This is a genomic window from Streptomyces sp. NPDC093600 (assembly GCF_044764755.1).
Classification (GTDB): domain Bacteria; phylum Actinomycetota; class Actinomycetes; order Streptomycetales; family Streptomycetaceae; genus Streptomyces.
Window position 1 is genome coordinate 211,278 of record NZ_JBIWIU010000001.1, and the last position, 25,883, is coordinate 237,160.

Consider the following 25,883-nt stretch of genomic DNA (forward strand, 5'->3'; position numbering starts at 1 on the left):
GCGCGGGCCCTCCCGCCCGCACCCGTCGCGGGCATGCGTCCCGCCGGGGCGGCCCTCGGCACGGGACCGGCGCTGGTCGCGGTACCTTCGGGCCCCAGCCCCATACCGTTCCGCAGAGTGGAGTCAGACGTGAGCGTCAGCGTCAGGACGTCGACCGACGGAGCCGACCCCTTCGGTACCGCGCGGCTGCGGCGGGGCGTGCTCGATGCCTGGGGTGCCGGGCCCGCCCGGTTCCGGGAGGACGCCAACGCCGAGGAGGATCTCGCCCTCGGCGGTTACCGCGACCGTCTCGTCGTCGAGCTCGCCCAGAACGCCGCCGACGCCGCCCGCCGCGCGGGCGTCACCGGCCGTCTCCGCCTCACGCTCCACCCGGCGGGCCCCGACGCCCCCGCCGTCCTGGCGGCCGCCAACACCGGTGCGCCGCTGGACGCCACGGGTGTCGAGTCGCTGTCCACCCTGCGCGCCTCCGCCAAGCGCGAGCACGACACCACCGCCGTCGGCCGCTTCGGCGTCGGCTTCGCCGCCGTCCTCGCGGTCAGCGACGAGCCCGCCGTCCTCGGCCGCCACGGCGGCGTCCGCTGGTCCCTCGCCGAGGCCCGCGAACTGGCCGCCGACGCCGCTCGCCACAGCCCCGGCCTCGGCGACGAGCTGCGCCGCCGCGACGGCCACGTGCCCCTGCTGCGGCTTCCGCTGCCCGCCGAGGGCACCGCCCCCGACGGTTACGACACCGTCGTCGTCCTGCCGCTGCGCGACGCGGCCGCCGTCGACCTCGCCGAGCGGCTCCTCGACTCCATCGACGACGCCCTGCTCCTCACCCTGCCCGGCCTCGCCGAGATCGTTGTGGAGACCGGCGAGGGCGTACGGGTCCTCAAGCGCTCCGAGGAGGAGGGGTACGTCCGCATCGAGGACACCGCCTCCCCGGCGGGTGTCCACCGCTGGCGGACCGTCAGCCACGACGGGCCCCTCGACCCGGCCCTCCTCAAGGACCGGCCCGTCGAGGAACGGCTGCGCCCGTTCTGGACGGTGACCTGGGCCGTCCCCGTGGACGGCGAGGGCGCCCCGCAGTTCCCCCGTACCGCGTCCGTCGTCCACGCCCCGACCCCCACCGACGAACCGCTCGGCCTGCCCGCCCTGCTGATCGCCTCGCTGCCGCTGGACACCGCCCGGCGCCACCCGGCGCCCGGCCCGCTCACCGACTTCCTGGTCGAGCGTGCGGCCGACGCGTACGCCGAACTCCTCGCCGACTGGCAGCCGGTGACGGTCGCCACGATCGACCTGGTGCCGGGCCCGCTCGGCAAGGGTGCCCTGGACGGCGAGCTGCGCGCCGCGATCCTGCGGCGGCTGCCGCGCGTGGCGTTCCTGGCGCCCGCGGCCCCCTCCGAGGAGCTGCCCGCGCTGCGGCCCGTGGAGGCCGAGGTGGTGGAGGGCGCGGGCGCGGACACCGTCGCCGTGCTCTCGGAGGTCTTCCCCACGCTGCTGCCGGCCGGCCTGGAGCGGCGGCCCGAGCTGCGCAACCTGGGCGTCGGGCGGGTGCCGCTGACGGAGGCCATCGACCGGCTCGCCGGGGTGGACCGGGCGCCGTCGTGGTGGTGGCGGCTGTACGACTCCCTCGCGGGCGTGGACCCGGACCGGCTGACCGGCCTGCCCGTGCCGCTTGCGGGCCCCACCGAGGCCGGCACTCCGAGCCGGGAGGGGTACGGCGCCCCGAGCCCGGACGCGTACGACACCGCGAGCCCGCACGGGTACGGCACCGACTCGGAGGCGCAGGCCGCGCCCGCGGCGCGGGTGCGGACCACCATCGGGCCCCGGCACGTCCTGCTGCCCCAGGACCGCACCCCCGCCGACCTCACCCGCCTCGGGCTCAAGGTCGCCCACCCCGAGGCCGCCCACCCCCTCCTGGAGAAGCTCGGCGCCCTGCCCGCCACGCCTCGCGCGGTGCTGACGACGCCGCAGGTCAGGGCTGCGGTCGCCGCCTCCCTGGACGCGGGGGAGATCTGGGACGAGGACGCCGACACCCTGGACGCCGACGAGCTGGCCGAGACGGTCCTCGCTCTCGTACGGGACGCGGAGCTGGAACCGGGCGACGAGCCGTGGCTCGGCGCGCTGGCGCTGCCCGACGAAGACGGGGAGATGGCGCCCGCGGGCGAACTGGTGCTGCCCGGAAGCCCCTTCGCCGCCGTGATGCGCGAGGGTGAACTCGCCCTCTGCGACGCCGAGCTGGCCGAACGCTGGGGCGAGCAGCCGCTGGCCGCCTGCGGGGTGCTCGCGAACTTCGCCCTCGTCCGGGCCACCGACCTGGTCCTCGACCCGGACGAACTGGAGCCCCGCGAAGGCGACTTCGCCGAGCCCGACGACGCCGGACTGCTCGACGCGGTCGACGTGTGGTGCGAGGACGTCCTCGACCGGCTCCCCGACTCCCCGGTGCCCCCGGTGGCGACCGAGATCGTCGCCGTACGGGACCTGGACCTGGTCGACGACGACGCCTGGCCGCAGGCGCTCGCCCTGCTCGCCCGGCCGCCGCTGCGGGACGCGCTCACCCAGCCAGTACGGGTGCTGATGCCGGACGGGACGACCGAGACCGTACGGCCGTACACCGCGTGGTGGCTGCGCGACCACCCGGTCCTGGGCGGCCGCCGCCCGGCGGGTCTGCGGGCCGCGGGCACGGACCCGCTGCTCATCGGCCTGTACGACTCCGCCGACGCGACCGGCTTCGAGGACGAGCAGGTCCTGCGGGCCCTGGGCGTACGCACCTCGGTCGCCGCGCTCCTCGACGAGCCGGGCGGCGCGGCCGAGCTCCTGGCCCGCCTCGCCGACCCGGAGCGCGAGGTGAGCGGCGCCCAGCTGCACGCCCTCTACACCGCGCTCGCCGACCTGGACCCCGACCAGGTCACCCTCCCCGACGAGCTGCGCGCGGTCGTGGACGGCGAACTCGTGGTCGTGGACGCCTCCGACGCCCTGGTCGCCGACGCCCCCGACCTGCTGCCGCTCACCGCCGGCCTGCCCCTGCTGCCGGTCTCCCCGTCCCGGGCGGCCGACCTGGCGGAGCTGTTCCAGGTCCGCCGTCTGAGCGAGGCCGTCGACGCCGAGGTCACCACGGTGGGCGAGGAGCACCACGTCCCGCCCCCGGTCCACGCTCTCCTCGGCCCGGCGACCCCGGACTCGTACATCGAGCACGAGGAGCTCCACGCCGGTGGCGTCGAACTGGACTGGCGCCAGACCCCGGACGGCACCATCCACGCGGCGACGCTGGAGGGCGTGGCGGCCGGCCTCGCCTGGGCGGCGGGCCAGTGGCCCCGCCGCTTCGAGGTCGCGGCGCTCCTGGAGGACCCGTCCCGTACGGCGGAACTGGCGCGGGACCGCTGGTTCGACTGAGTCCCGGCGGCCGGCCGTCAGCCGACCCGGCAGGACCCCGTCACGCCGGGACCTTCCGGTCCATCCAGCGCCACGCGAACTCCAGCACGCCCGCTCCCGCCGCCGCGACGCCCACCGCGGCCCACGGCATCGTCACGCCCACCAGTTTCAGCGCGAAGAAGTCCTGCAGCCAGGGCACCACGAGGACCAGCAGGAAGCCGCCGGCCATCGTGGCGACCAGGCACAGCCGCCACCAGGTGTAGGGGCGGGCGACGATCGCGAGGACCCACAGGGAGACCAGGAAGAGGGTCAGGGTCGCCGCGCTCGTCTCGGCGTCGAGGGCGCCGGGGCCGGTGTAGTGGGAGCGGGCGAGCAGATACGTGGTGAAGGTGGCCGCCGCCGCGACGACGCCGGCCGGGATCGCGTACCGCATCACCCGCCTCACGAAGTGCGGTCTCGCCCGCTCCTTGTTGGGGGCCAGCGCGAGGAAGAAGGCGGGCACGCCGATGGTGAGCGTGGACAGCAGGGTCAGGTGCCTCGGCAGGAACGGGTACTCCACCTGGGAGCAGACCACCAGGATGGCGAGGAGCACCGAGTAGACGGTCTTCGTCAGGAAGAGGGTCGCCACGCGCGTGATGTTGCCGATCACCCGGCGGCCCTCGGCCACCACCGACGGCAGCGTGGCGAAGGAGTTGTTCAGGAGGACGATCTGGGCCACGGCCCGGGTCGCCTCGGAGCCCGAGCCCATGGAGACGCCGATGTCGGCGTCCTTGAGCGCGAGGACGTCGTTCACGCCGTCGCCGGTCATGGCGACGGTGTGCCCGCGGGACTGGAGGGCGCCGACCATGTCCCGCTTCTGCTGCGGGGTGACCCGGCCGAAGACCGCTCCCTCGTCGAGCGCCTTGGCCATCTCCTCCCGCTCGGCGGGCAGCCGCCGCGCGTCGACGGTGTTCTCGGCGCCGGACAGGCCGAGCTTTCCGGCGACCGCGCCGACGGAGACCGCGTTGTCGCCGGAGATCACCTTGGCGGCCACGTTCTGGTCGGCGAAGTAGGCGAGGGTGTCGGCCGCGTCGGGCCGCAGCCGCTGTTCCAGGACGACGAGGGCGGTGGGCCGCGCCTCGTCGGCGACGGCGGGGGAGTCGAGCTCGCGGGTCGTCCGGGCGAGGAGCAGGACGCGGAGCCCCTGTTCGTTGAGGTGGTCGATCTCGGCGAGGGCCGGGTCTCCCACGGGCAGGAGCACGTCCGGCGCGCCGAGCAGCCAGGAGGAGCTCTCGCCGTTGCCCTCGCTGAACGCGGCGCCGCTGTACTTGCGGGCGGAGGAGAAGGGCAGCGCCTCGGTGCAGCGCCACTCCTCGGCGTCCGGGTAGGCGTCGATGATGGCCTGGAGGGAGGCGTTGGGGCGGGGGTCGGACTCGCCGAGGGCGCCGAGGACCTTGCGTACGTACTCCTCGTCCGCGCCGTTCAGCGGGCGCAGCTCCGTGACGTCCATGCCGCCCTCGGTCAGCGTGCCCGTCTTGTCGAGGCAGACGACGTCGACGCGGGCGAGGCCCTCGATCGCGGGCAGCTCCTGCACGAGGCACTGCTTTCGGCCGAGGCGGATCACTCCGATCGCGAAGGCGACGGAGGTGAGCAGGACGAGCCCCTCCGGGATCATCGGGACGATGCCGCCGACGGTCCGGGCGATGGAGTCCTTGAGGTTGGTGTCCTTCACGACGAGCTGGCTGATGATGAGGCCGATCGCGGTCGGGACCATCATCCAGGTCACGTACTTGAGGATGGTGGAGATGCCGGAGCGCAGCTCGGAGTGGACGAGCGTGAAGCGGGAGGCCTCCTCGGCGAGCTGGGCGGCGTACGCCTCGCGGCCGACCTTGGTGGCGGTGAACGCGCCGCCGCCCGCGACCACGAACGAGCCCGACATCACGGGGTCGCCGGGCTTCTTCACGACGGGGTCGGCCTCGCCGGTGAGCAGCGACTCGTCGATCTCCAGGCTGTCCGCCTCGGCCACCTCGCCGTCGACGACGACCTTGTCGCCGGGGCCGAGTTCGATCAGGTCGCCGAGGACGATCTCGGAGGTGGAGACGGCGGCGGTGACCCCGTCGCGCCGGACGGTCGGTTTCGCCTCGCCGATGACGGCGAGTCCGTCGAGGGTCTTCTTGGCGCGGAGCTCCTGGATGATGCCGATCGCGGTGTTGGCGATGATCACGAAGCCGAAGAGGCTGTCCTGGATCGGTGCGACGAAGAGCATGATCACCCAGAGCACGCCGATGATCGCGTTGAAGCGGGTGAGACGTTGCCGCGGACGATGTCCGTGGTGGAGCGGCTGGAGCGGACGGGTACGTCGTTGACCTCGCCGCGGGCGACGCGTTCGGCGACCTCGGCGGAGGTCAGTCCGGCGGCGCGGTGCACGACGGGAGGCGCTGTCGCCGCGCTCTCGCCGCCGCCCGTGCCGGTATCGATCTTCGCCCGCTGAGTCATGGTTCCGACGGTACGGCCGGAATGGGGCGTTCACCCGCCGAGAGCCCGAAGATCAGACCGGGGGAGGACGGGGGATGGTCCGGCGGTACTACGGGGTGCCCGTAGGTGAGACCCGGCGGCCCGGTGTCAGGGGGCTCCGGGTCACGCCGTCAGCGGGGTCGGGGGCACGCCGTCAGGGGGCTCGGGGTCACGCCTCCTGGTCCCGTCCCGCCTCTGCCCGCTTGATGGCCGCCTCGCGCTTGCGTACGTACCAGATGCCGATCAGGCCGAGCCCCGCGCCGGCCAGACAGGTCCAGATCCACCACGTCAGGTCGCGGTCGTCGAACCAGCCGTAGAAGGGGACCTGGACGAGGAAGAGCACGAACCAGAGGATCGTGCCGCCGGTGATGGTGCCGACGACGGGCCCCTCAAGGGGTTCCGGTGCCTCGTGCTTGGGGGTCCACTTCGCCATGCCAGTCAGTGTAGGTGTCCGCTCGCGGGGTCTACGCGCGGAGATGGACGCCCGTTCGTTCATGTGTTCATACTGAAACGGTTTGCCTCTGGCGGGTTTCCTTTGTACGAACCGCCAAATAGCACCCTCGAAGAGGAACCCCCCACATGAGCACCACGGCCGCCGCCAAGGCCACCGCCCCCGAGCCAGGCACCCCCCAGGGGCCGGTGTCGGGGCTCGACCGCTTCTTCAAGATCTCCGAGCGCGGCTCGACCGTCGCCCGCGAGGTCCGTGGCGGCTTCGCCACCTTCTTCGCGATGGCCTACATCATCGTGCTGAACCCGATCATCCTCGGCAGCGCCAAGGACATGTACGGCAATCAGCTCGACGGCGGCCAGCTCGTCACCGCGACCGTCCTCACGGCGGCCTTCTCGACGCTCCTCATGGGTGTGATCGGCAACGTTCCGATCGCGCTCGCGGCCGGCCTCGGCGTCAACACCGTCGTGGCCCTGCAGCTCGCGCCCCGGATGTCCTGGCCCGACGCGATGGGCATGGTCGTCCTCGCCGGCATCGTCGTGATGCTGCTGGTGGCCACGGGGCTGCGCGAGCGGGTGATGAACGCGGTCCCGCTCGGCCTGCGCAAGGGCATCGCGATCGGCATCGGCCTGTTCATCATGCTCATCGGCCTCGTCGACTCGGGCTTCGTCTCCCGTATCCCCGACGCCGCGCACACCACCGTCCCGCTGCAGCTCGGCGGCGGCGGCCACCTCACCGGCTGGCCGGTCCTGGTCTTCGTCCTGGGCGCCCTGCTGACCCTCGCCCTGATCATCCGCAAGGTGCCGGGCGCGATCCTCATCTCCATCGTCGTGATGACGATCGCCGCGATGGTGATCAACGCCGTGGCCACCGTCCCGTCCTGGGGCCTGACCACCCCGACCTGGCCCGGCAACCCGGTCGCCTCGCCCGACTTCGGCCTGGTCGGTGAGGTGAGCCTGTTCGGCGGCTTCGAGAAGGTCGGCGTCCTGACCGGCTGCCTCTTCGTCTTCACCGTCCTGCTGTCCTGCTTCTTCGACGCCATGGGCACGATCCTGGGTGTGGGCGACGAGGCGAAACTGGTGGACGAGGACGGCAACTTCCCCGGCATCAACAAGGTCCTGCTGGTGGACGGCCTGGCGGTCGCCTCCGGCGGGGCGACCTCCTCCTCGGCCACCACCTGCTTCGTGGAGTCCACGGCGGGCGTCGGCGAGGGCGCCCGCACGGGTCTCGCCTCGGTGGTGACCGGCGGCCTGTTCTCGGTGGCGCTGTTCCTCACGCCGCTGGCGACGATGGTCCCCTCCCAGGCGGCGACGCCCGCGCTGCTCGCGGTCGGCTTCCTGATCCTGGCCGGGTCGGTCAAGGACATCGACTGGAGCGACTTCACCATCGCGGTGCCGGCGTTCCTGGCGATGGTGATGATGCCGTTCACGTACTCGATCACGAACGGTATCGGCATCGGCTTCATCGCCTTCAGTGTGCTGCGGCTCGCCGCGGGCCGGGGCCGCGAGGTCCCGGTGGCGATGTACGTCGTGTCGGCGGTGTTCGTCTTCTACTACGCGATGCCGGCGCTCGGCCTCACGTAGCCCGAGCCCGTACCCCGCAGCGCGCTCGCGGTCACGTGGGCCGCGTCAGCCCGTAGAACTTCTCCGTCTCGTCGACGGCGGTCTGGAACCGCTCGTCGAAGTCATCGCGAATGAGCGTCCGGACCACATAGTCCTGGACGCTCATTCCGCGTTTGGCGGCATGTCCCCTGAGCCGGTCGAGCAGCTCACCGTCGATGCGCAGGCTGAGCACGGTCGATCCCATGCCCGTCAGGGTCGCCGTACGGACGGGCCCGCCGCGTCACTTTCCGGATGCATCTCACTCGTTCGGGTGACACAAGTGGGCACCCCCATTCCGGGTGGTATTTAGCCAGAGTAATGAGTTATGCTAATGAACATGCCTGACCTGTCCCACGGCACCGCGGAAGACATCGCGGCCGTGAACGCGCTCCGCTCCTCCGTCATGCGGCTGAGCCGACGCCTCAAGCACCAGCGCGTAGACGAATCACTGAGCCCGACCGAGATGTCGGTGCTCGGCACACTGTCGCTCTGCGGCTCCGCCACCCCCGGCGAGCTGGCCCGCAAGGAGCACGTCCAGCCGCCGTCGATGACCCGGATCGTCGCACTCCTCGAAGCCAAGGGCCTGGTCAGGCTGGAGCCGCATCCCGACGACCGCCGGCAGAAGGTCGTCAGCCAGACCGAGCGGGCCGAGGCCATGCTCGAAGAGTCCCGCCGCAAGCGGAACGCCTGGCTGGCCACCATCGCCGAAGGCCTGGACGAGGACGAGTGGGCCAAGCTGCGCGCCGCCGCCCCCGTCCTGGAGAAGCTCGCGCACCTGTAGGCAGCCCTGTAGACATCCCGACGCCGAGGAGGCGACGCACTTTGAGTACGGGACCCGGAGCAGACTCCGCACCCGTCCACAAAACCGACACCGACACCCGCGGGCGCGGGGGGACCTTCTCCTCACTCCGCATACGCAACTACCGGCTGTTCTTCACCGGCGCCATCGTCTCCAACACCGGCACCTGGATGGCCCGGATCACCCAGGACTGGCTGGTCCTCAGCCTCACCGGCTCCGCCGCCGCCGTCGGCATCACCACGGCGCTGCAGTTCCTGCCGATGCTGCTCTTCGGCCTGTACGGCGGTGTCATCGCCGACCGCTACCCCAAGCGGCGCATCCTCCTGATCAGCCAGGCCGCCCTCGGCCTCTGCGGACTCGCGCTCGCCGCCCTGACCCTCTCCGGCCACGTCCAGGTCTGGCACGTCTACCTCGTCGCCTTCCTGCTCGGCATGGTCACCGTCGTCGACAACCCGACCCGGCAGTCCTTCGTCTCCGAGATGGTCGGCCCCGACCAGCTGCGCAACGCCGTGTCGCTGAACTCCGCCAACTTCCAGTCCGCCCGGCTCGTCGGCCCGGCCGTCGCCGGTCTGCTGATCGCCACCGTCGGCAGTGGCTGGTCGTTCCTCCTCAACGGCCTGTTCTTCCTCGCCCCGCTCACCGGCCTGCTGCTGATGCGCCCCGCCGAGTTCCACAAGGTGGAGCGCGCGCCGCGCGGCAAGGGCCAGCTGCGCGAGGGGCTGCGGTACGTCGCGGCGCGGCCGGACCTGATCTGGCCGATCGTCCTCGTGGGCTTCGTCGGCACCTTCGGGTTCAACTTCCCGATCTGGCTGACTGCCTTCGCCGACGACGTCTTCCACGTCGGCGCCGGGACGTACGGCTTCCTCAACACCCTCATGGCGGCCGGCTCGCTCGCGGGCGCCCTGCTCGCGGCCCGGCGCGGCAGCTCCCGGCTGCGGATGGTGGTGGGCGCGGCGGCGGTCTTCGGCCTCCTGGAGATCGCGGCCGCCTTCTCGCCGTCGTTCTGGCTCTTCGCGCTGCTGCTCGTCCCCATCGGCATGTTCGGCCTGACCGTCAACATCACCGCCAACTCGGCCGTCCAGCTGGCCACGGACCCGGTCATGCGGGGCCGTGTCATGAGCCTCTACATGATGGTCTTCGCCGGCGGCACCCCGATCGGAGCGCCGCTCCTCGGCTGGATCACCGACACCTACGGCGCCCGCGTCGGCTTCGCCACGGGCGGCGTGATCTCCCTGGCGGCGGCCGGCGTCGTCGGCCTGATCCTGGCGCGGGTCGGCGGCCTGAAGATGGCCTTCGCCTGGCACCACGGCCACCCGCAGGTCCGCTTCGTGGCGCGCGAACGCCTGGCGACGGCGGCGTAGAGCCCGCGGGGGCGGGGCGCCGGCAGTCGGGCCGGGAGCTCCGGCGCATGCCGCCGGGAGGCTGACAGACTTTCCCCATGAGGCTTTTCGCTGCCGTCCCGCTGCCCCGCGCCCAGGCCGACGAGCTCGCCCGCGTGGTCGACCGGCTGGGCCGCATCCCCGGCGCGGAGCGGCTGCGCTGGACCGCCCGGCCCGGCTGGCACTTCACCCTCGCCTTCATGGGCGAGGTCGACGAGGGGCTGCTTCCCGAGCTCCACGAGCGCCTCGCCCGCGCCGCCCACCGCACCGAGGCGTTCCCCCTCCGCCTCCACGGCGGCGGACACTTCGGCCGGCGCGCGCTGTGGGTGGGGGCCGCGGGCGGGCTCGACGAGCTGCGGCTGCTCGCCGAGCGCGCCGACGCCGCCGCCCGGCGGGCGGGGGTGGCGATGGGCGAGCACCGCCGCTACCAGGCGCACCTGACCATCGCCCGGCCCCGCGCGGACACCGACCTGCGCCCGTTCGTCGACGGGCTCGCACCCTTCGAAGGCGCTCGCTGGCAGGTGCCGGAGCTGGTCCTCGTCCGCAGCCGCCTCCCGGCTGGCGGTGTGCCGGGAGAGCAGCCGCGGTACGAGACGGTCGGCGCCTGGCCGCTCGACGGGGCGGGTTAACCTCGAAGGGTGGACCCGAAAACCCGTAACCGGATCATGGCCGGCGTGCTCGTACTGATGTTCCTGATGATCGCGGTGGCCTCCGTGGTCGGTTAGTGGGCCCCCTGGCCGCCGCCTACCAGGCGAACGCCTCCGGGGACGGCCCCGGCCCCGGGAAGACCTCGTCGAGCCCGGCCAGTACCTCCGGCGACAGCTCCAGCTCGACGGCCCGCAGGGCGCTCTCCAACTGCTCGGCCGTGCGCGGGCCGACGATCGGGCCGGTCACGCCGGGCCGGGTGAGCAGCCAGGCGAGGGCCGTCTCGCCGGGCTCGAGCCCGTGCTTGTCGAGGAGATCCTCGTACGCCTGCACCTGCGCGCGTACGGAGGTGTTGGCCAGCGAGTCAGCCGACCGTCCCGCCGCCCGCCGCTTGCCCTCGCTCTCCTTCTTCAGGACCCCGCCGAGCAGTCCGCCGTGCAGCGGCGACCAGGGGATCACCCCGAGGCCGTACTCCTGGGCGGCCGGGATCACCTCCATCTCGGCGCGCCGCTCGGCGAGGTTGTAGAGGCACTGCTCGCTGACGAGCCCGACCATCCCGCGCCGGGCGGCGGCCTCGTTGGCCTGGGCGATCTTGTAGCCGGGGAAGTTCGACGAACCGGCGTAGAGGATCTTGCCCTGCTGGATCAGGACGTCGATCGCCTGCCAGATCTCGTCGAAGGGGGTCCGGCGGTCGATGTGGTGGAACTGGTAGACGTCGATGTAGTCCGTCCGCAGCCGCTTGAGGCTCGCCTCGACGGCCCGGCGGATGTTGAGGGCGGAGAGCCGGTCGTGGTTGGGCCAGACATGGTCGGCGTCGGCGGACATGTTGCCGTACACCTTGGTGGCGAGCACGGTCTTGTCGCGGCGGCCGCCGCCCTGGTCGAACCAGCTGCCGATGATCTCCTCGGTGCGGCCCTTGTTCTCGCCCCAGCCGTAGACATTGGCGGTGTCGAAGAAGTTGATCCCCGCGCCGAGCGCGGCATCCATGATCGCGTGGCTGTCGGCCTCGTCGGTCTGGGGTCCGAAGTTCATAGTGCCGAGGACGAGTCGGCTGACCTTGAGTCCGGTGCGTCCGAGCTGCGTGTACTTCATGGTCGTACAGCCAAGGCGTTGGAGTGCGCTCGAAGCAAGGGTTTGGATCCGGTCACCTCGCTCGCGAGGGTGAGCGGTGCCCGAGTGCGGTGAGCCGGTGCGGCGGGAGCGCTTCAATGCGGGCATGGGGCTGAGGAGCTGGGCGTGGACGGCGGCGGCGTCGCTGACGGCGGTGGTGGGAGCGGGCGTTTCGGGGGTGGAGTCGACGGGGGCGGCCGGGAAGGTGCCGACGGTCTTCCTCGGTGACGCGTCGATCGGAAGCTTCGGCATCGCCCCCGTCGACGGGGACGCGCTGCTGTGCGTACGGGCCGCGGAGAACCTGCCGGACGTGGTCGAGGACCAGCTCGCCGACCAGGCGATCCTGCTCGACATCACGGCGGACGTCTCCTGCGCGGGCGCACGGCTGAACCACGTGTGGGAGGAGCAGGACCTCGGCGGCGGCCTCACGGCCGCACCCCAGAAGCGCGCCCTGACGAAGGACACCCGGCTTGTGGTGGTGGGCCTGGGCGCGGAGACGGCGGGGCTCGACCGGGTGCTCAGCCAGTGCTCGGTCCGGCTGCGCGGGCCGGAGGGTGCGCTGCTGCCGGACGCTCCGGTGGACGCGAAGTCACCGGCGGGGGAGTGCGCCGCGTACTTCTCGAACGGCGCGGGCGCCGCGTGGCTGGAGGCGCGGTTCGAGGAGACGGCCAAGGACCTGGACAAGCTGTTCTCCGAGATCGGCAGCGAGTCCCCTTCGGCGGATGTCGTGATGGTGGGCTACCCCCGGCTGGTTCCCGAGGACCGTGAACGCTGCCGTACGGAGCTCCCGGGAGGCGCTGGACGCCCCCTGGCGGACGTACCGGAGGCGGCGTGGCCGGTGCTCGACGACAAGGTCCAGGCCCGGCTGAACACCCTGATGGCGGCGAAGGCCAGGCGGCACGGGGCCCGCTTCGTGGACCTCTACGCGACGACGGGCGCGGCGACGGCGTGCGACGGCACGGACCGCGCCGTGGGAGGCCTGCTGGAGCCCTCGGGGGTGACGTTGCACCATCAGACCTTCCCGTGGTTCCTCCGGGCGAACGAGACGGGCCGGGACGGCAACGGGGACACGGTGGCGCAGTCGATCGCGGCGATGTACGGCCGAGGACCGGCGTAGGGGGCGGTCGCTGCGGGGCCGGCCGGCGGCGTGTGGACGCCGCCCGTCGGCCAGGCACCCCTCACGGGGAGGCCGCGACGCTCCCGTACGCCGAGCCGAGCCCCCACGCCTGGTGCATCGCGTCCGCGAAGGCGGCCGCCAGTTTGTGTTCGCCCGAGGGGGCGGGGTGGGTGCCGTCGTAGGTGTCCGTGTGGATGTCGTACGTCTCCGGGGTCGTCGCCAGCAGCAGCGGGGACGCCGCCGTGTCCAGGTCGGCGATCGTCTTCGCGAGCAGTTCGTTGAAGCGGTCGCACTCGGCGGCGAAGGGGGCGTCGGACTCCGCGCGGACGTTGGGGATGACCGGCATCATCACGGCCCGGACGCGCGGGTTCGCCGCCCGGGCCGCGGACACGAAGGCGCGGACGTTGGCGGCCGTCTGGTCGCTGTTCGTGTAGAAGCCCAGATCGATCAGGCCCAGGAAGACCAGCAGCACGTCCGCCCTCGACGCGGTCACCGCATCGCCGATCAGCGGCGCCATGTGCAGCCAGCCCTCTCCCCAGCCCGCCAGATGGCGCCGGGCGGCCACCGGGAAGGCCGGGTCCGCGTACGCGTCCGAGCCGGCCGCGCCCGTCTCCTTGTCGTACAGCTCCGTGCGCGGGCCGACGATCGCGTACGCGCCGTCGAAGCCGGACTCCAGGTGCTGCCACATCCGGTACCGCCACGTGCAGTCGCCGGCGCTGCCGATCGTGCAACTGTCACCGACGAACATGAAACGCATGGCGACCATCATCACCGACGCTCGCCGCCGCCTGCGACGTGATCCCGGACACGGCCCAGCGCCCCGCTCCCGCCGAGGCCGAACCCCGCGCCCCGCCCGGCCGGTTCCTCCCGCGCCCGTGGCACGCTTGGGCCCATGCGCTCGTTCCTGTACGCCTCCGGTGCCGCGGCCCTCGTCCTGCTCATGGCCGCCGCTCCGGCCGGAGCGGCCGAAGCGGACCAGGACTTCACGATCAAGGACCCCCGGATCACCGAGTCCAGCGGTCTCGCCGCCAGCCGCGCCCACCCCGGCGTCTACTGGACGCACAACGACCAGGACGCCGCACGGATCTACGGCATCGACTCCCGCACCGGTGAGACGGTCGCGACGCTCACCATGAAGGGCGTCGGCACCCCCCGGGACATGGAGGCCGTCTCCGTCGGCCCGGACGGGAACATCTACGTCGGCGACATCGGCGACAACCTCGACGGCTCGTGGGACCACGTGTGGATCTACCGCTTCCCCGAGCCGAAGCGGCTGAATGACCAGACCGTCCAGGCGCGGCAGTATGACGTGAAGTACGCCGACGGGCCCCGCAACGCCGAGGCCCTGATGGTCCATCCGAAGACCGGCCGGGTCTACATCGCCAGCAAGAACGAGGACGGCGGCGGGCTGTACGCCGGCCCCGAGCGGCTCTCGTCGGCCGGGACGAACGTCTTCCGGCGGATCGGCGATGTGCCGTGGGTGACGGACGGGGCCTTCTCCCCGGACGGCGGGACCCTCGTCCTGCGCGGCTACTTCTCGGCCAAGTCCTACGCGTGGAAGGACGGGCGCCTCGCGGACGGCGAGGGGCGGTCCGTGGGCGCGCCCTTCCAGGGGCAGGCGGAGTCGGTGACGTACACGAAGGACGGCTCGGCCCTGATGTTCGGCTCGGAGGGGAAGGAGAGCCGGGTGGTACGGGTGGCTGTGGAGAAACCGTCCCCCGAGAGCGGTGGACCGGCTCCGTCGGCGTCCGGCACGGCGACCGCGCCACCGGGGAAGGGGGAGGGGAAGGGCCAGGGCGAGGAGGGCGACTTCACCCTCGGTGTGGTCGTCCTCGGCCTCGCCACGGCCCTCGTCGTCGGCGGAAAGCGCCTCCTGCGGCGCGGCTGACCGACCAGCGTCCCGAACGTGCCCGCGTCGACCGGGCGACGATCCGGGTCGAGACTGGAAGGGGGCCGGACGAGTGGAGGAGTCATGACCGGATTCACGCGCGAGGACACCCCCGTCGCCATGGAAGGCGACGGCCTGGACTTCCGTATGCAGGAGGCCGGAGGCGACATGACCGTCTCCTTCATGCACCTTCCGCAGGGCGCCGACATGGCCCCCGCCCTCAAGGGCCTGGAAGGCGATCTGTGCCAGTGCCCCCACTGGGGGTACGTGCTGAAGGGCCGCCTCCGGATGCGGACGGCTTCGGGTGACGAGTTCTACGAGGGCGGACAGGCCTACTACTGGGGGCCAGGCCACGCCCCCGAGGCCCTGGAGGACACCGACCTCGTGGAGTTCTCACCGACCGCCGAGTTCAACGCGGTGATCGACCACGTGAAGGCACAGGCCGGCTGAGCCACGCGAAGGGCCCGGCATCGGACATCCGATGCCGGGCCCCTCGTCGCCGAGACCGCTAGAGCTTCTCGATCACGTAGTCGACGCAGGCCGTCAGCGCCTGCACGTCCGCCGGGTCGATCGCCGGGAACATCGCCACCCGCAGCTGGTTGCGGCCCAGCTTGCGGTACGGCTCGGTGTCCACGATGCCGTTGGCGCGCAGCGCCTTCGCGACGGCCGCCGCGTCGATCTCCTCCGAGAAGTCGATCGTGCCGATGACCTGAGAGCGCTTCGCCGGGTCCGTCACGAACGGCGTCGCGTACTTGGACTCCTCGGCCCAGCCGTACAGGTTCTGCGAGGACTGCTTCGTACGGGCCACGGCCCAGTCGAGACCGCCCTGGCCGTTGATCCACTTCAGCTGCTCGTTCAGCAGGAAGAGGGTCGCGAGAGCCGGGGTGTTGTACGTCTGGTTCTTCAGCGAGTTGTCGATCGCCGTCGGCAGCGAGAAGAACTCCGGGATGTGCCGGCCGGACTCGTGGATCTTCTTCGCCCGCTCCAGCGCGGCCGGCGAGAACGCCGCCAGCCACAGACCGCCGTCGGCGGCGAAGGACTTCTGCGGGGCGAAGTAGTAGACGTCCGACTCGGTGATGTCGACCGGGAGGCCGCCCGCGCCGGAGGTCGCGTCGACCAGCACGAGCGCGCCCTCGTCGGCGCCCGCGACCCGCTTGACGGGGGCGGCGACACCGGTGGAGGTCTCGTTGTGGGTGAACGCGTAGACGTCGACGCCCGCCTCGGCCTCCGGCTCCGGGTGCGTGCCCGGGTCGGAGGAGATCACGGTCGGCTCGGCCAGCCAGGGGGCCAGCTTCGCGGCCTTCGCGAACTTGGAGGAGAACTCGCCGAAGTTGAGGTGCTGGGACTTCGACTCGATCAGCCCGTGGGTCGCGATGTCCCAGAAGGCGGTCGAACCGCCGTTGCCCAGGATCACCTCGTAGCCTTCGGGCAGCGAGAAGAGGTCACGCACTCCGGCACGTACCTCGCCGACCAGGTTCTTGACCGGGGCCTGGCGGTGGGACGTACCGAGGAGAGAGGTGCCGGTGGCGGCCAGGGCGTCCAGCGCCTCCGTACGCACCTTGGAGGGGCCCGCGCCGAAACGGCCGTCGGCGGGCTTGATGTCAGCGGGAATCTGGATCTCAGCCACGAGGCGGAGCGTATCCGGTCGGAACGGTCGCGTCAGACGATGTCCGCCGGATGAGACGACGAGTGATCCATCCTGGACTGGTGGGAAAAGACGAGGCACTGGAAGCGGCCCTGCGCGCGGCGGGGTCGGGAGACGTCGACTTCAGCACCACGGCACGCGCCCTGACGACGATGGACGCGTCCAACTACCGGCGCGTGCCGCTCGGTGTGGTCGCCCCGCGCGACGCGGCGGAGGTGGCCGCCGCGCTGGCCGTCTGCCGGGACTTCGAGGTGCCGGTCGTGGCGCGCGGCGGCGGCACGTCGATCGCCGGACAGGCGACCGGCACGGGCGTCGTCCTCGACTTCACCCGTCACATGCGCGCGATCGTGTCCGTCGACCCCGAGGCGCGGACGGCCGTCGTCCAGCCGGGCGTCGTCCTCGACCGGCTGCGGGAGGCGGCACGCCCGCACGGGCTCACCTTCGGGCCCGACCCGTCCACCCACAGCCGCTGCACCCTCGGCGGCATGATCGGCAACAACGCGTGCGGAGCCCACTCCGTGGCCTGGGGGACGACCGCCGACAACGTGCTGGGCCTCGACGTCCTCACGTACGGCGGAGAGACACTGCGCCTCGGCCGGGACTGGGCGGGGGCGCCGGAAGGGCTGCGGGAGCTGGTCGGAGCGAACCTCGCGGCGCTGCGGACCGGCTACCCGGCGGGCCTGCCGCGCCGCATCTCCGGCTACGCCCTCGACGCGCTGCTGCCCGAGCGGGGCGCGGACGTGGCCCGGTCGTTCTGCGGCAGCGAGGGCACGCTGGGGATCTTGACCGAGGCGACCGTACGGCTCGTGGCGGCACCGTCCTCACCCGTCCTGGCCGTGCTCGGGTACCCGGACGAGAGCGCGGCGGCCGACGCGGCGGCGGGGCTGCTCGTCCACGGTCCGCTGACGGTGGAGGGCATGGCGGCCGACCTGGTGCCGGACGCGGTGGGGCTGCCCCGGGGCGGGGCGTGGCTCTTCGTCGAGACGGACGGGGAGGCGGCGGCGCGGGCCATGCTCCGGGCGGCGGACGCGCTGGACGCGGCGGTGGTGGCCGACCCGGCCGGGCAGCGGATGCTGTGGCGGATCCGCGAGGACGCCGCCGGGACGGCCACCCGGATGCCGGACGGCAGCGCGGCCTGGCCCGGCTGGGAGGACTGCGCGGTGCCGCCCGCTCGCCTCGGCGCGTACCTGCGGGACTTCCGGGCGCTGCTCGCCGAGCACGGGCTGCGCGGGACGCCGTACGGGCACTTCGGCGACGGCTGCATCCACGTCCGTATCGACTTCGACCTGTGGACGGACGCGGGCGTCGGGCGCTTCCGGGCGTTCTCGGAGGAGGTCGCGGACCTGGTCGTCGCGCACGGCGGCTCGCTGTCGGGGGAGCACGGGGACGGGCAGGCGCGCGCCGAGCTGCTGCCGAGGATGTACGGCCCCGAACTGGTCGGCCTCTTCGGGCGGGTCAAGGACGTGTGGGACCCGGACGGCGGCCTGAACCCGGGGACGCTGGTGCGGCCGGGCCGGCTGGACGAGAACCTGAGGTTCACCGGGCTGCCCACGGCTCCGGCGCTGGTGCCGGCCGTGGCGCGGTGTGTGGGGGTCGCCAAGTGCCGGGGGGAGGGGCCGAGTTCGGGGCCGGGCGTGATGTGTCCCTCGTACCGCGCGACGGGGGAGGAGCGGCACTCCACGCGAGGGCGGGCGCGGCTGCTGCACGAGATGGCGCTCGGCGAGGTTATCACCGACGGCTGGGGGTCGGAGGAGGTCAGGGAGGCGCTGGACCTGTGCCTGTCGTGCAAGGGGTGCCGGAGCGACTGCCCGGTGGGCGTCGACATGGCCGCGTACAAGGCGGAGTTCCTGGACCGGTACTACGGGGGTGGCGGCGGGGACGGGGAGGGAGAGACGGGCGGCAGGGGCAGGAGGCGGCGGAGGCCGTGGTCGCATGTGTCGATGGGCCGGCTGCCGCAGTGGCTGCGGTGGTTCGGGCCGGCGCTGAACATCGGCCGGGCGCTGCCCTTCGCCGCCCGCCTGGCGGGGGTGACCCCCGAGCGGGAGCTGCCGCGTGTGGCGGCCCGGACGTTCGTCTCGTGGTTCGGGGCGAGGCTCGGGGCGGCGTCGGACGTGGTGCTGTGGCCGGACACCTTCACCAACCACCTGGCGCCGGAGGTGGGCAAGGCGGCCGTGCGGGTCCTGGGCGCGGCGGGGGTGAGCCTCAGCCTGCCGCCGGGACGCGTGTGCTGCGGCCTGACGTACGTCTCGACGGGCCAGCTCGACCGGGCACGCAAGACGATGCGCCGGACCCTGGACGTGATGGCGCCGGTGCTGGGGCGGCCGGTGGTCGTCCTGGAGCCGTCCTGCGCGGCGGCGCTGCGGACCGATCTGCCCGAACTGCTCGCCGACGACCCGCGCGCGGCCCGCCTGGCCTCGTCCGTTCGCACCTTCGCCCAGGCCGTGGAGGAGTTCGCGCCGGAGTGGGCCCCGCCGCGCCTGGACCGCGAGGTGGTCGGACAGACCCACTGCCACCAGCACGCGGTCCTGGGCGACGCGGCCGAGCGGCGCCTGCGGGGACGGGCGGGGCTGACGGGGGAGCTGAGCGGCGGCTGCTGCGGCCTGGCGGGCAACTTCGGCTTCGAGCCCGGCCACTACGAGGTGTCGGTGGCCTGCGCCGAGGACCAACTGCTCCCGGCGCTCCGGGGGGCGGGCGAGGACGCGGTCGTGCTCGCGGACGGCTTCTCGTGCCGTACGCAGATCAGCCACCTGACGAACCGGCGGGGGCGGCACCTGGCGGAGGTCCTCGCGGAGGGGCTGGCGCCTTGAGGGTCTTGGGGTGGGCGTTGCTTGTCGGTGTCTGGCGCGTGGCCGCCCTCTCTCCGAGTGTGGCGCCCTGCGCCGGCCGGTAAAGAGCGCTCCTAGGAAGGGCGGTCCGCACCAGACACTCGCGGAGACCGGCCGCGCACAAGGACCTCTCCAGGTACCGGGTGCCAGATTCCCTCACGTACCGGAAGAACCCGAAGAACCCGAAGAACCCGAAGAACCCGAAGAACCCGAAGAACCCGAAGAACCCGAAGAACCCGCCCCGCCCGTGACCTCGTGTGCCAAGGCCACCAGCGCCCCCGTCGCCGGGTGCGGGGCCGTCGCCCGCCAGGCCAGGACCACGTGGACGGGCGGGGCGTCGGTCAGAGGGCGGTAGGTCACCCCCGGGTGCGGGTGCATGTCCGCCGTCGACGCGGACGAGACGCCGACGCCCCGGCCCGCGGCGATCGCGGTGAGCCAGTCATCGGTGTTGCCGACGGTCAGCGTGCCGGTCGGCCGGGGTGCGGGCGGCCAGAGGTCGAGGGTCGTCGTACCGGAGACGGTGTTGAGCACCACCGTCTCGCCGGCGAGGTCCGCGAGCAGCAGGGCCGGCCGCCCGGCCAGCGGGCTGTCCGTCGGCACGGCGGCGACCCGGCCCTCCGTCGTCAGCTCCTCCGTCGCCAGCCCCGGCGCGTCCACCGGCCCGCGCAGCAGCGCCGCGTCCACCTCGCCCCGTACGAGACCGGCCGTGCGGTCGTCGACGCGGAGGAGTTCGAGCGGCGTCTCGGGGTGCTCGCGCTGCCAGCGCCGGAGCAGCGGAGTGGTGTACGGGCCGAACGCCGACCAGGCGTGGCCGAGCCGCAGGGGCCGGTGGCGCAGGTGCTCCGCGTCCAGCGCGGCGTCGAAGGCGGCGACGGCGGCCGCCGCCCGGTCGTGGAAGGCGCGGCCCTCGGAGGTGAGCGCGAGGTGGTGGGTGGAGCGGTCGACGAGCCGGACGCCGAGGTGCTTCTCCAGGGCGGCGAGCGTACGGGAGACGGCGGGCTGGGTGAGATGGAGCCGGGCGGCGGCCCTCGTCACGTTGCCCTCCTCGGCGATGGCGAGGAAGGCGCGGAGGTGGCGTAGCTCGATGCTCATGCGTGCGGAGCATAACGGCAGCGCAGTCGGCATTTCCGGAGCCGCGCACGGGCTCGTAGCGTTAATTGCGGGCCGCCACGCGGCAAGTGCACTATCCTGTACTGAAAGTACAGCACAATGAACCATGCAAGCAGGGAGTGAGCCGGTGGACAGCCCGGTCAAGGACATCGCCGCCGTCTCGGTACCCGAAGCCGTCGCGGTACCGGAAGCCGCCACGGCGCCGGAAGCGGTCTCCATATCCGAATCCGCGGCCGCGCCGACCCCCGGCGGCCCCACGCGCGCGAACCGTCTCGGCCCCGTCGCGCTCGTCGTCGCCGGTGGCCTGTCCGTCCAGTTCGGGTCCGCCCTCGCCGTCCTGCTGATGCCACGGGCCGGTGCCCTCGGTGTCGTGACCCTGCGGCTGGTGCTCGCCGCCGCCGTCCTGCTGATCCTCTGCCGCCCCAAGGTCCGCGGCTACGGCCGCGCCGACTGGGGCACCGTCGTCGCCTTCGGCACCGCGATGGCGGGCATGAACGTCCTCTTCTACCAGGCGGCCGACCGGATCCCGCTCGGCGCCGCCGTGACCCTGGAGGTCCTCGGCCCCCTGGCCCTCTCCGTGGTCGCCTCCCGTCGCCTGGTCAACCTCCTGTGGGCCGGCCTCGCCCTCGGCGGCGTCGTCCTGCTCAGCGGCGGCGGCTTCGACCGGCTCGACCCCGTGGGCGCGGCGTTCGCGCTCGCCGCCGGTGCGATGTGGGCGGCGTACATCGTCTTCAGTGCCCGTACCGGCCGTCGCTTCCCCCAGGCGGACGGCCTCGCGCTCGCGATGGCCTTCGGTGCCGTCCTCAGCCTGCCGCTCGGCCTCGCGGAGGCCGGGGACAAGCTCTTCGTACCGTCGACGATCGGCCTCGGCCTCGCCGTCGCGCTGATGTCCTCCGTCCTGCCCTACACCCTCGAACTCCTCGCCCTGCGCCGCCTGCCCGCCCCCACCTTCGCGATCCTCATGAGCCTGGAACCGGCGATCGCCGCGACCGCCGGCTTCCTGCTGCTGAGCCAGGCGCTGTCGCTGACGGACGCACTCGCCATCGCGCTCGTCATCGCGGCCAGCATGGGGGCGGTCCGCACCCAGATGAAGCGCGCCGAACGCTGACAGCCGCCCAGCCGCCCAGTCGCCCTGTCAGGCGAGATCCCTCCCCATTCCAACTTTCCAAGCAAGCATGCTTGCTTGTTTTGTTGTGCGCTGCCATGCTCCTCGGCACACGCCCGTGGCCCGCCCGTCCCCCGAGGGGAGCGCACCGTGTCCGACCCCGTCGTCGTCCTCGACGATCTGCGCAGTGAGAGCGAAGAAGTCGACCGGCTCGTCAGGGGGTTGAGCGGCGAGGGGTGGGCGGCTCCCACCCCCGCCGCCGGCTGGACCGTCGCCCACCAGATCGCCCATCTCGCCTGGACCGACCGGGCCGCGCTGCTCGCCGTCACCGACCCGGGCGCCTTCGCCGCCGAGGCCGAGAAGGCCCTCGCCGCCCCCGACCGCTTCGTCGACGAGGGCGCGGCGGAGGGCGCCGCGCTCGCGCCCGCCGTGCTCCTCGAACGCTGGCGCGACGGGCGGGAGCGGCTCCAGCGCGCCCTTCGCGAGGCCCCGCCCGGCGCCCGCTTCCCCTGGTACGGGCCGCCCATGAGCGCGGCCTCCATGGGGACCGCCCGGCTCATGGAGACCTGGGCGCACGGGCAGGACATCGCCGACACCCTCGGCGTCGTGCGCGCACCGACCGCCCGCCTGCGGCACGTGGCCTGGATCGGCGTCCGGGCCCGTGACTACGCCTATCTCGTACGGGGGATCCAGGCGCCGGCCGAGCCGTTCCGGGTCGAGCTCGTCGCCCCGGACGGCGAGGAGTGGGCCTACGGCCCGCCCGGCGCCGCACAGCGGATCACCGGACCCGCCCTCGACTTCTGCCTCCTCGTCACCCAGCGCGTCCACCGCGACGACACCGCGCTCACCGCCGAAGGCGAGGACGCCGAGCGCTGGCTCTCCCTCGCCCAGGCCTTCGCCGGCCCACCCGGCCCCGGCCGCGCGCCCGCAGCCACCGGCCACGAATCCACCGGCCCCGGCCGTCCACCCGCAGCCACCGACGGCGAGTCCACCGGCCCCAGCCCCGCCGCCCCCGACCACGAATCCGCTGCCCCCGCCCCCCAGGGCCCCTGATGGTCCTCCGTATCGGCAACGCCTCCGGCTTCTACGGTGACCGCTTCGACGCCGTCCGCGAAATGCTCACCTGTGGCGAACTCGACGTCCTCACCGGCGACTACCTCGCCGAACTGACCATGCTCATCCTCGGCCGGGACCGCCTCAAGGACCCGGCCGCCGGATACGCCAAGACCTTCCTGCGCCAGATGGAAGAGAGCCTCGGCCTCGCCCACGAGCGCGGAGTCCGGGTCGTCACCAACGCGGGCGGCCTCAACCCCGCCGGGCTCGCCGACGCCCTGCGTGCCCTGGCCGAGCGGCTCGGCGTCCCCGCCCGGATCGCTCACGTCGAGGGCGATCAACTCCCCGCCCCCGACGGCGTACTCACGGCGAACGCCTACCTCGGCGGCGCCGGGATCGCCGCCTGCCTGGAGGCCGGAGCCGACATCGTCGTCACCGGCCGTGTCACCGACGCCGCCCTCGTCACCGGGCCCGCGCAGTGGCGGTTCGGATGGGGGCCGGAACAGTACGACGAGCTCGCCGGCGCGGTCGTCGCCGGGCACGTCCTGGAGTGCGGCACCCAGGCCACCGGCGGCAACTACGCCTTCTTCACCGGCCACGACGTACGCCGCCCCGGCTTCCCCCTCGCCGAGATCCACCCCGACGGCAGCTGCGTCATCACCAAGCACCCCGGCACCGGCGGCGTCGTCGACGTCGGTACCGTCACCGCCCAGCTCCTCTACGAGACGGCCGGCGCCCGCTACCCCGGGCCCGACGTGACCGCCCGGCTCGACACCGTACGGCTCACCCCGCAGGGCTCGGACCGGGTCAGGATCGACGGCGTACGAGGGGAGGCCCCGCCGCCCACCCTCAAGGCCGGGCTCACCCGGCTGGGCGGCTTCCGCAACGAGGTCGTCTTCGTCCTCACCGGCCTCGACATCGACGCCAAGGCCCGGCTCGTACGGGACCAGATCGAGGACGCCCTCGACCGCGCCACGTCCCGCCCGGCCGACGTCCGTTGGGAGCTGACCCGCACCGACCGCGCCGACGCCGGCACCGAGGAGACCGCGAGCGCGCTGCTCCGGCTCGTCGTACGCGACCCCGCCCCGGAGCCGGTCGGCCGCGCCCTCACCGGCGCCGCCGTGGAACTGGCCCTCGCCTCCTACCCCGGCTTCCACGTCACCGCGCCACCGGGCAAGGGCGCGCCGTACGGCGTCTTCGAGGCCGCCCACGTGCCCACCGCCGAGGTGCCGCACGTGGCCGTCCTCCCCGACGGGACCCGGCGCGCCCTCCCCGTACCCCCACGGACACGACCCCTGGAGCCGCTGCCCGCGCCGCCGCTCCCCGACCCGCTGCCGCCGGGCCCGGTCCGGCGCGCCCCGCTCGGGCTGGTCGCCGGGGCCCGCAGCGGCGACAAGGGCGGCGACGCGAACGTCGGCGTGTGGGTCCGTACCGACGCGGCCTGGCGCTGGCTCGCCCACACCCTCACCGTGGAGCGGTTCCGGCAGCTCCTTCCGGAGACAGCCGCCCTGCCCGTCGTACGGCACGACCTGCCCGGACTGCGGGCGGTGAACTTCGTCGTCACCGGACTCCTCGGCGAGGGCGTCGCCTCCCAGGCCCGCTTCGACCCCCAGGCCAAGGCCCTCGGCGAATGGCTCCGCTCCCGGCACCTGGACATCCCGGAGGAACTGTTGTGACCATCCCGGAGGAACTGCTGTGACCGTCCTCGCCTCCGCCCTCGACACGGGCGGGCCCGACTACGCCGCCCACCGCGCCGCCATGCTGGACAAGCTGGCCGCCCTCGACGCCGAGCACGCCAAAGCGCTCGCGGGCGGCGGCGAGAAGTACGTCGAACGGCACCGCCGGCGCGGCAAGTTGCTCGCCCGCGAGCGGATCGAGCTGCTGGTCGACCCCGACACTCCGTTCCTCGAACTGTCGCCGCTCGCCGCCTGGGGCAGCGACTACCCGGTGGGAGCGTCGATCGTCACCGGCATCGGGGTGGTCGAGGGCGTCGAGTGCCTGATCACCGCCAACGACCCGACCGTACGCGGCGGCGCCTCCAACCCGTGGACGCTGAAGAAGGCCCTGCGCGCCAACGAGATCGCGTACGCCAACCGGCTGCCGGTCGTCTCGCTCGTGGAGTCCGGCGGCGCCGATCTGCCCTCGCAGAAGGAGATCTTCATCCCGGGCGGGGCGCTGTTCCGCGACCTCACGCGGCTGTCCGCCGCCGGGATTCCCACCATCGCGGTCGTCTTCGGCAATTCCACGGCTGGCGGCGCGTACGTCCCCGGCATGTCCGACCACACGGTGATGATCAAGGAGCGGTCGAAGGTCTTCCTCGGCGGTCCGCCGCTGGTGAAGATGGCGACGGGGGAGGAGAGCGACGACGAGTCGCTCGGCGGCGCCGAGATGCACGCCCGTACGTCCGGGCTCGCCGACCACTACGCCGTCGACGAGGCGGACGCGCTGCGCCAGGCGCGGCGGATCGTCGCCCGTCTCAACCACCGCAAGGCGCACCCCGATCCGGTCGGTCTCGCGGAGCCCCCGAAGTACGCCGAGGACGAGCTGCTCGGGATCGTGCCGGGCGACCTGAAGACCCCGTTCGACCCGCGCGAGGTGATCGCCCGGGTCGTGGACGGATCGGACTTCGACGAGTTCAAGCCGCTGTACGGGCCGAGTCTGGTGACCGGCTGGGCCGCGCTGCACGGCTATCCGGTCGGCATCCTCGCCAACGCGCGGGGGGTGCTGTTCTCGGCCGAGTCGCAGAAGGCGGCGCAGTTCATCCAGCTCGCCAACCAGCGCGACATCCCGCTGGTCTTCCTGCACAACACCACCGGTTACATGGTCGGCAGGGAGTACGAGCAGGGCGGCATCATCAAGCACGGCGCGATGATGATCAACGCGGTGGCGAACAGCCGCGTGCCGCACCTCTCCGTCCTCATGGGCGCCTCGTACGGCGCCGGGCACTACGGCATGTGCGGCCGGGCCTACGACCCCCGCTTCCTCTTCGCCTGGCCGAGCGCCAAGTCGGCCGTCATGGGCCCGCAGCAGCTCGCCGGAGTGCTGTCGATCGTGGCGCGCGCCTCGGCCGCCGCGAAGGGGCGGCCGTACGACGACAAGGCCGCCGAGGCGGACGCCGGGCTGCGCGCCATGGTCGAGGCGCAGATCGAGTCGGAGTCGCTGCCGATGTTCCTGTCGGGGCGGCTGTACGACGACGGCGTGATCGACCCCCGCGACACCCGCACGGTCCTCGGGCTGTGCCTGTCCGCCATCCACACGGCACCGGTCGAAGGCGCGCGCGGCGGCTTCGGCGTCTTCCGAATGTGAGGCCACTT

The 25,883-nt window shown here is 73.0% G+C and carries 19 protein-coding genes and 1 pseudogene; 13 read left to right on the top strand and 7 right to left on the bottom strand.

Going from position 1 to position 25,883, the window contains the following annotated elements; all coding sequences use genetic code 11:
- Nucleotides 1-117 precede the first annotated feature (117 nt).
- Entirely contained in the window at nucleotides 118-3,372 is a 3,255-nt protein-coding gene (locus tag ACIRB4_RS01095) for a sacsin N-terminal ATP-binding-like domain-containing protein (RefSeq protein ID WP_403287698.1), read from the top strand.
- A 40-nt stretch (nucleotides 3,373-3,412) separates the two neighbouring features.
- On the opposite strand, the pseudogene ACIRB4_RS01100 reads toward ACIRB4_RS01095, so the two are convergent.
- Together ACIRB4_RS01100 and ACIRB4_RS01105 are read right to left on the bottom strand one after the other, a co-directional pair.
- Nucleotides 3,413-5,826 (bottom strand): annotated as a pseudogene (locus tag ACIRB4_RS01100) (HAD-IC family P-type ATPase).
- 187 nt (nucleotides 5,827-6,013) lie between these two features.
- Entirely contained in the window at nucleotides 6,014-6,277 is a 264-nt protein-coding gene (locus ACIRB4_RS01105; protein WP_403287700.1) for a DUF2530 domain-containing protein, read from the bottom strand.
- Between the two features lie 146 nt (nucleotides 6,278-6,423).
- Between ACIRB4_RS01105 and ACIRB4_RS01110 the strand changes: the two genes are divergently transcribed.
- Nucleotides 6,424-7,875: an NCS2 family permease gene (locus ACIRB4_RS01110; RefSeq protein ID WP_403287701.1), complete on the top strand. Its 1,452-nt coding sequence runs from the start codon at nucleotides 6,424-6,426 to the stop codon at nucleotides 7,873-7,875.
- Between the two features lie 31 nt (nucleotides 7,876-7,906).
- On the opposite strand, the gene ACIRB4_RS01115 is transcribed toward ACIRB4_RS01110, so the two are convergent.
- The gene (locus ACIRB4_RS01115) at nucleotides 7,907-8,098 is read right to left on the bottom strand and encodes a ribbon-helix-helix protein, CopG family (protein ID WP_403287702.1); all 192 of its coding nucleotides are present in this window, start codon (nucleotides 8,096-8,098) and stop codon (nucleotides 7,907-7,909) included.
- 132 nt (nucleotides 8,099-8,230) lie between these two features.
- Here ACIRB4_RS01115 and ACIRB4_RS01120 point away from each other — a divergent pair, with 132 nt between their 5' ends.
- The 3 genes from ACIRB4_RS01120 (at nucleotide 8,231) to thpR (ending at nucleotide 10,700) form a co-directional block, all read left to right on the top strand.
- Nucleotides 8,231-8,674 (top strand): MarR family winged helix-turn-helix transcriptional regulator, encoded by a 444-nt coding sequence (locus ACIRB4_RS01120; protein WP_403287703.1) that lies wholly within the window; start codon nucleotides 8,231-8,233, stop codon nucleotides 8,672-8,674.
- A 41-nt stretch (nucleotides 8,675-8,715) separates the two neighbouring features.
- Complete coding sequence (locus ACIRB4_RS01125; RefSeq protein ID WP_403287704.1) at nucleotides 8,716-10,053, top strand: MFS transporter; 1,338 nt, start codon at nucleotides 8,716-8,718, stop codon at nucleotides 10,051-10,053.
- 77 nt (nucleotides 10,054-10,130) lie between these two features.
- Nucleotides 10,131-10,700, top strand: a complete 570-nt coding sequence (gene thpR / locus ACIRB4_RS01130) for an RNA 2',3'-cyclic phosphodiesterase (RefSeq protein WP_403287705.1) — start codon at nucleotides 10,131-10,133, stop codon at nucleotides 10,698-10,700.
- A 115-nt stretch (nucleotides 10,701-10,815) separates the two neighbouring features.
- Here the strand turns inward: thpR and ACIRB4_RS01135 are convergent, their stop codons facing one another.
- The gene (locus ACIRB4_RS01135) at nucleotides 10,816-11,808 is read right to left on the bottom strand and encodes an aldo/keto reductase (protein ID WP_403287706.1); all 993 of its coding nucleotides are present in this window, start codon (nucleotides 11,806-11,808) and stop codon (nucleotides 10,816-10,818) included.
- 124 nt (nucleotides 11,809-11,932) lie between these two features.
- Here ACIRB4_RS01135 and ACIRB4_RS01140 point away from each other — a divergent pair, with 124 nt between their 5' ends.
- Complete coding sequence (locus ACIRB4_RS01140; RefSeq protein WP_403287708.1) at nucleotides 11,933-12,943, top strand: SGNH/GDSL hydrolase family protein; 1,011 nt, start codon at nucleotides 11,933-11,935, stop codon at nucleotides 12,941-12,943.
- Nucleotides 12,944-13,004: 61 nt separating this feature from the next.
- Here the strand turns inward: ACIRB4_RS01140 and ACIRB4_RS01145 are convergent, their stop codons facing one another.
- Nucleotides 13,005-13,700, bottom strand: coding sequence for a GDSL-type esterase/lipase family protein (locus ACIRB4_RS01145; protein WP_403287709.1), 696 nt, complete (start codon nucleotides 13,698-13,700; stop codon nucleotides 13,005-13,007).
- A gap of 135 nt (nucleotides 13,701-13,835) precedes the next feature.
- Here ACIRB4_RS01145 and ACIRB4_RS01150 point away from each other — a divergent pair, with 135 nt between their 5' ends.
- Entirely contained in the window at nucleotides 13,836-14,831 is a 996-nt protein-coding gene (locus tag ACIRB4_RS01150; protein WP_403287710.1) for a WD40 repeat domain-containing protein, read from the top strand.
- A gap of 84 nt (nucleotides 14,832-14,915) precedes the next feature.
- Nucleotides 14,916-15,281 carry a hypothetical protein gene (locus ACIRB4_RS01155; RefSeq protein WP_403287711.1) on the top strand — a complete coding sequence of 122 codons (366 nt, stop codon included), beginning with the start codon at nucleotides 14,916-14,918 and terminating at the stop codon, nucleotides 15,279-15,281.
- A 58-nt stretch (nucleotides 15,282-15,339) separates the two neighbouring features.
- Here the strand turns inward: ACIRB4_RS01155 and serC are convergent, their stop codons facing one another.
- Nucleotides 15,340-16,458 (bottom strand): phosphoserine transaminase, encoded by a 1,119-nt coding sequence (gene serC / locus ACIRB4_RS01160; RefSeq protein ID WP_403287712.1) that lies wholly within the window; start codon nucleotides 16,456-16,458, stop codon nucleotides 15,340-15,342.
- Between the two features lie 50 nt (nucleotides 16,459-16,508).
- On the opposite strand from serC, the gene ACIRB4_RS01165 reads away from it, so the two are divergent.
- Nucleotides 16,509-19,283, top strand: coding sequence for an FAD-binding and (Fe-S)-binding domain-containing protein (locus ACIRB4_RS01165; RefSeq protein ID WP_403287713.1), 2,775 nt, complete (start codon nucleotides 16,509-16,511; stop codon nucleotides 19,281-19,283).
- Between the two features lie 174 nt (nucleotides 19,284-19,457).
- Here ACIRB4_RS01165 and ACIRB4_RS01170 read toward each other — a convergent pair whose 3' ends face one another.
- Nucleotides 19,458-20,393, bottom strand: coding sequence for a LysR family transcriptional regulator (locus ACIRB4_RS01170; protein WP_403287714.1), 936 nt, complete (start codon nucleotides 20,391-20,393; stop codon nucleotides 19,458-19,460).
- Nucleotides 20,394-20,517: 124 nt separating this feature from the next.
- Between ACIRB4_RS01170 and ACIRB4_RS01175 the strand changes: the two genes are divergently transcribed.
- From ACIRB4_RS01175 to ACIRB4_RS01190, 4 genes are all read left to right on the top strand, one after another.
- The gene (locus ACIRB4_RS01175) at nucleotides 20,518-21,519 is read left to right on the top strand and encodes an EamA family transporter (RefSeq protein ID WP_403287715.1); all 1,002 of its coding nucleotides are present in this window, start codon (nucleotides 20,518-20,520) and stop codon (nucleotides 21,517-21,519) included.
- 147 nt (nucleotides 21,520-21,666) lie between these two features.
- Nucleotides 21,667-22,569, top strand: coding sequence for a TIGR03084 family metal-binding protein (locus ACIRB4_RS01180; protein WP_403287716.1), 903 nt, complete (start codon nucleotides 21,667-21,669; stop codon nucleotides 22,567-22,569).
- Nucleotides 22,569-24,245, top strand: coding sequence for an acyclic terpene utilization AtuA family protein (locus ACIRB4_RS01185; protein ID WP_403287717.1), 1,677 nt, complete (start codon nucleotides 22,569-22,571; stop codon nucleotides 24,243-24,245). The genes ACIRB4_RS01180 and ACIRB4_RS01185 overlap by 1 nt, the downstream gene beginning before the upstream one ends.
- A 19-nt stretch (nucleotides 24,246-24,264) precedes the next feature.
- Entirely contained in the window at nucleotides 24,265-25,875 is a 1,611-nt protein-coding gene (locus ACIRB4_RS01190) for an acyl-CoA carboxylase subunit beta (RefSeq protein WP_403287718.1), read from the top strand.
- The last annotated feature ends 8 nt before the right edge of the window (nucleotides 25,876-25,883 follow it).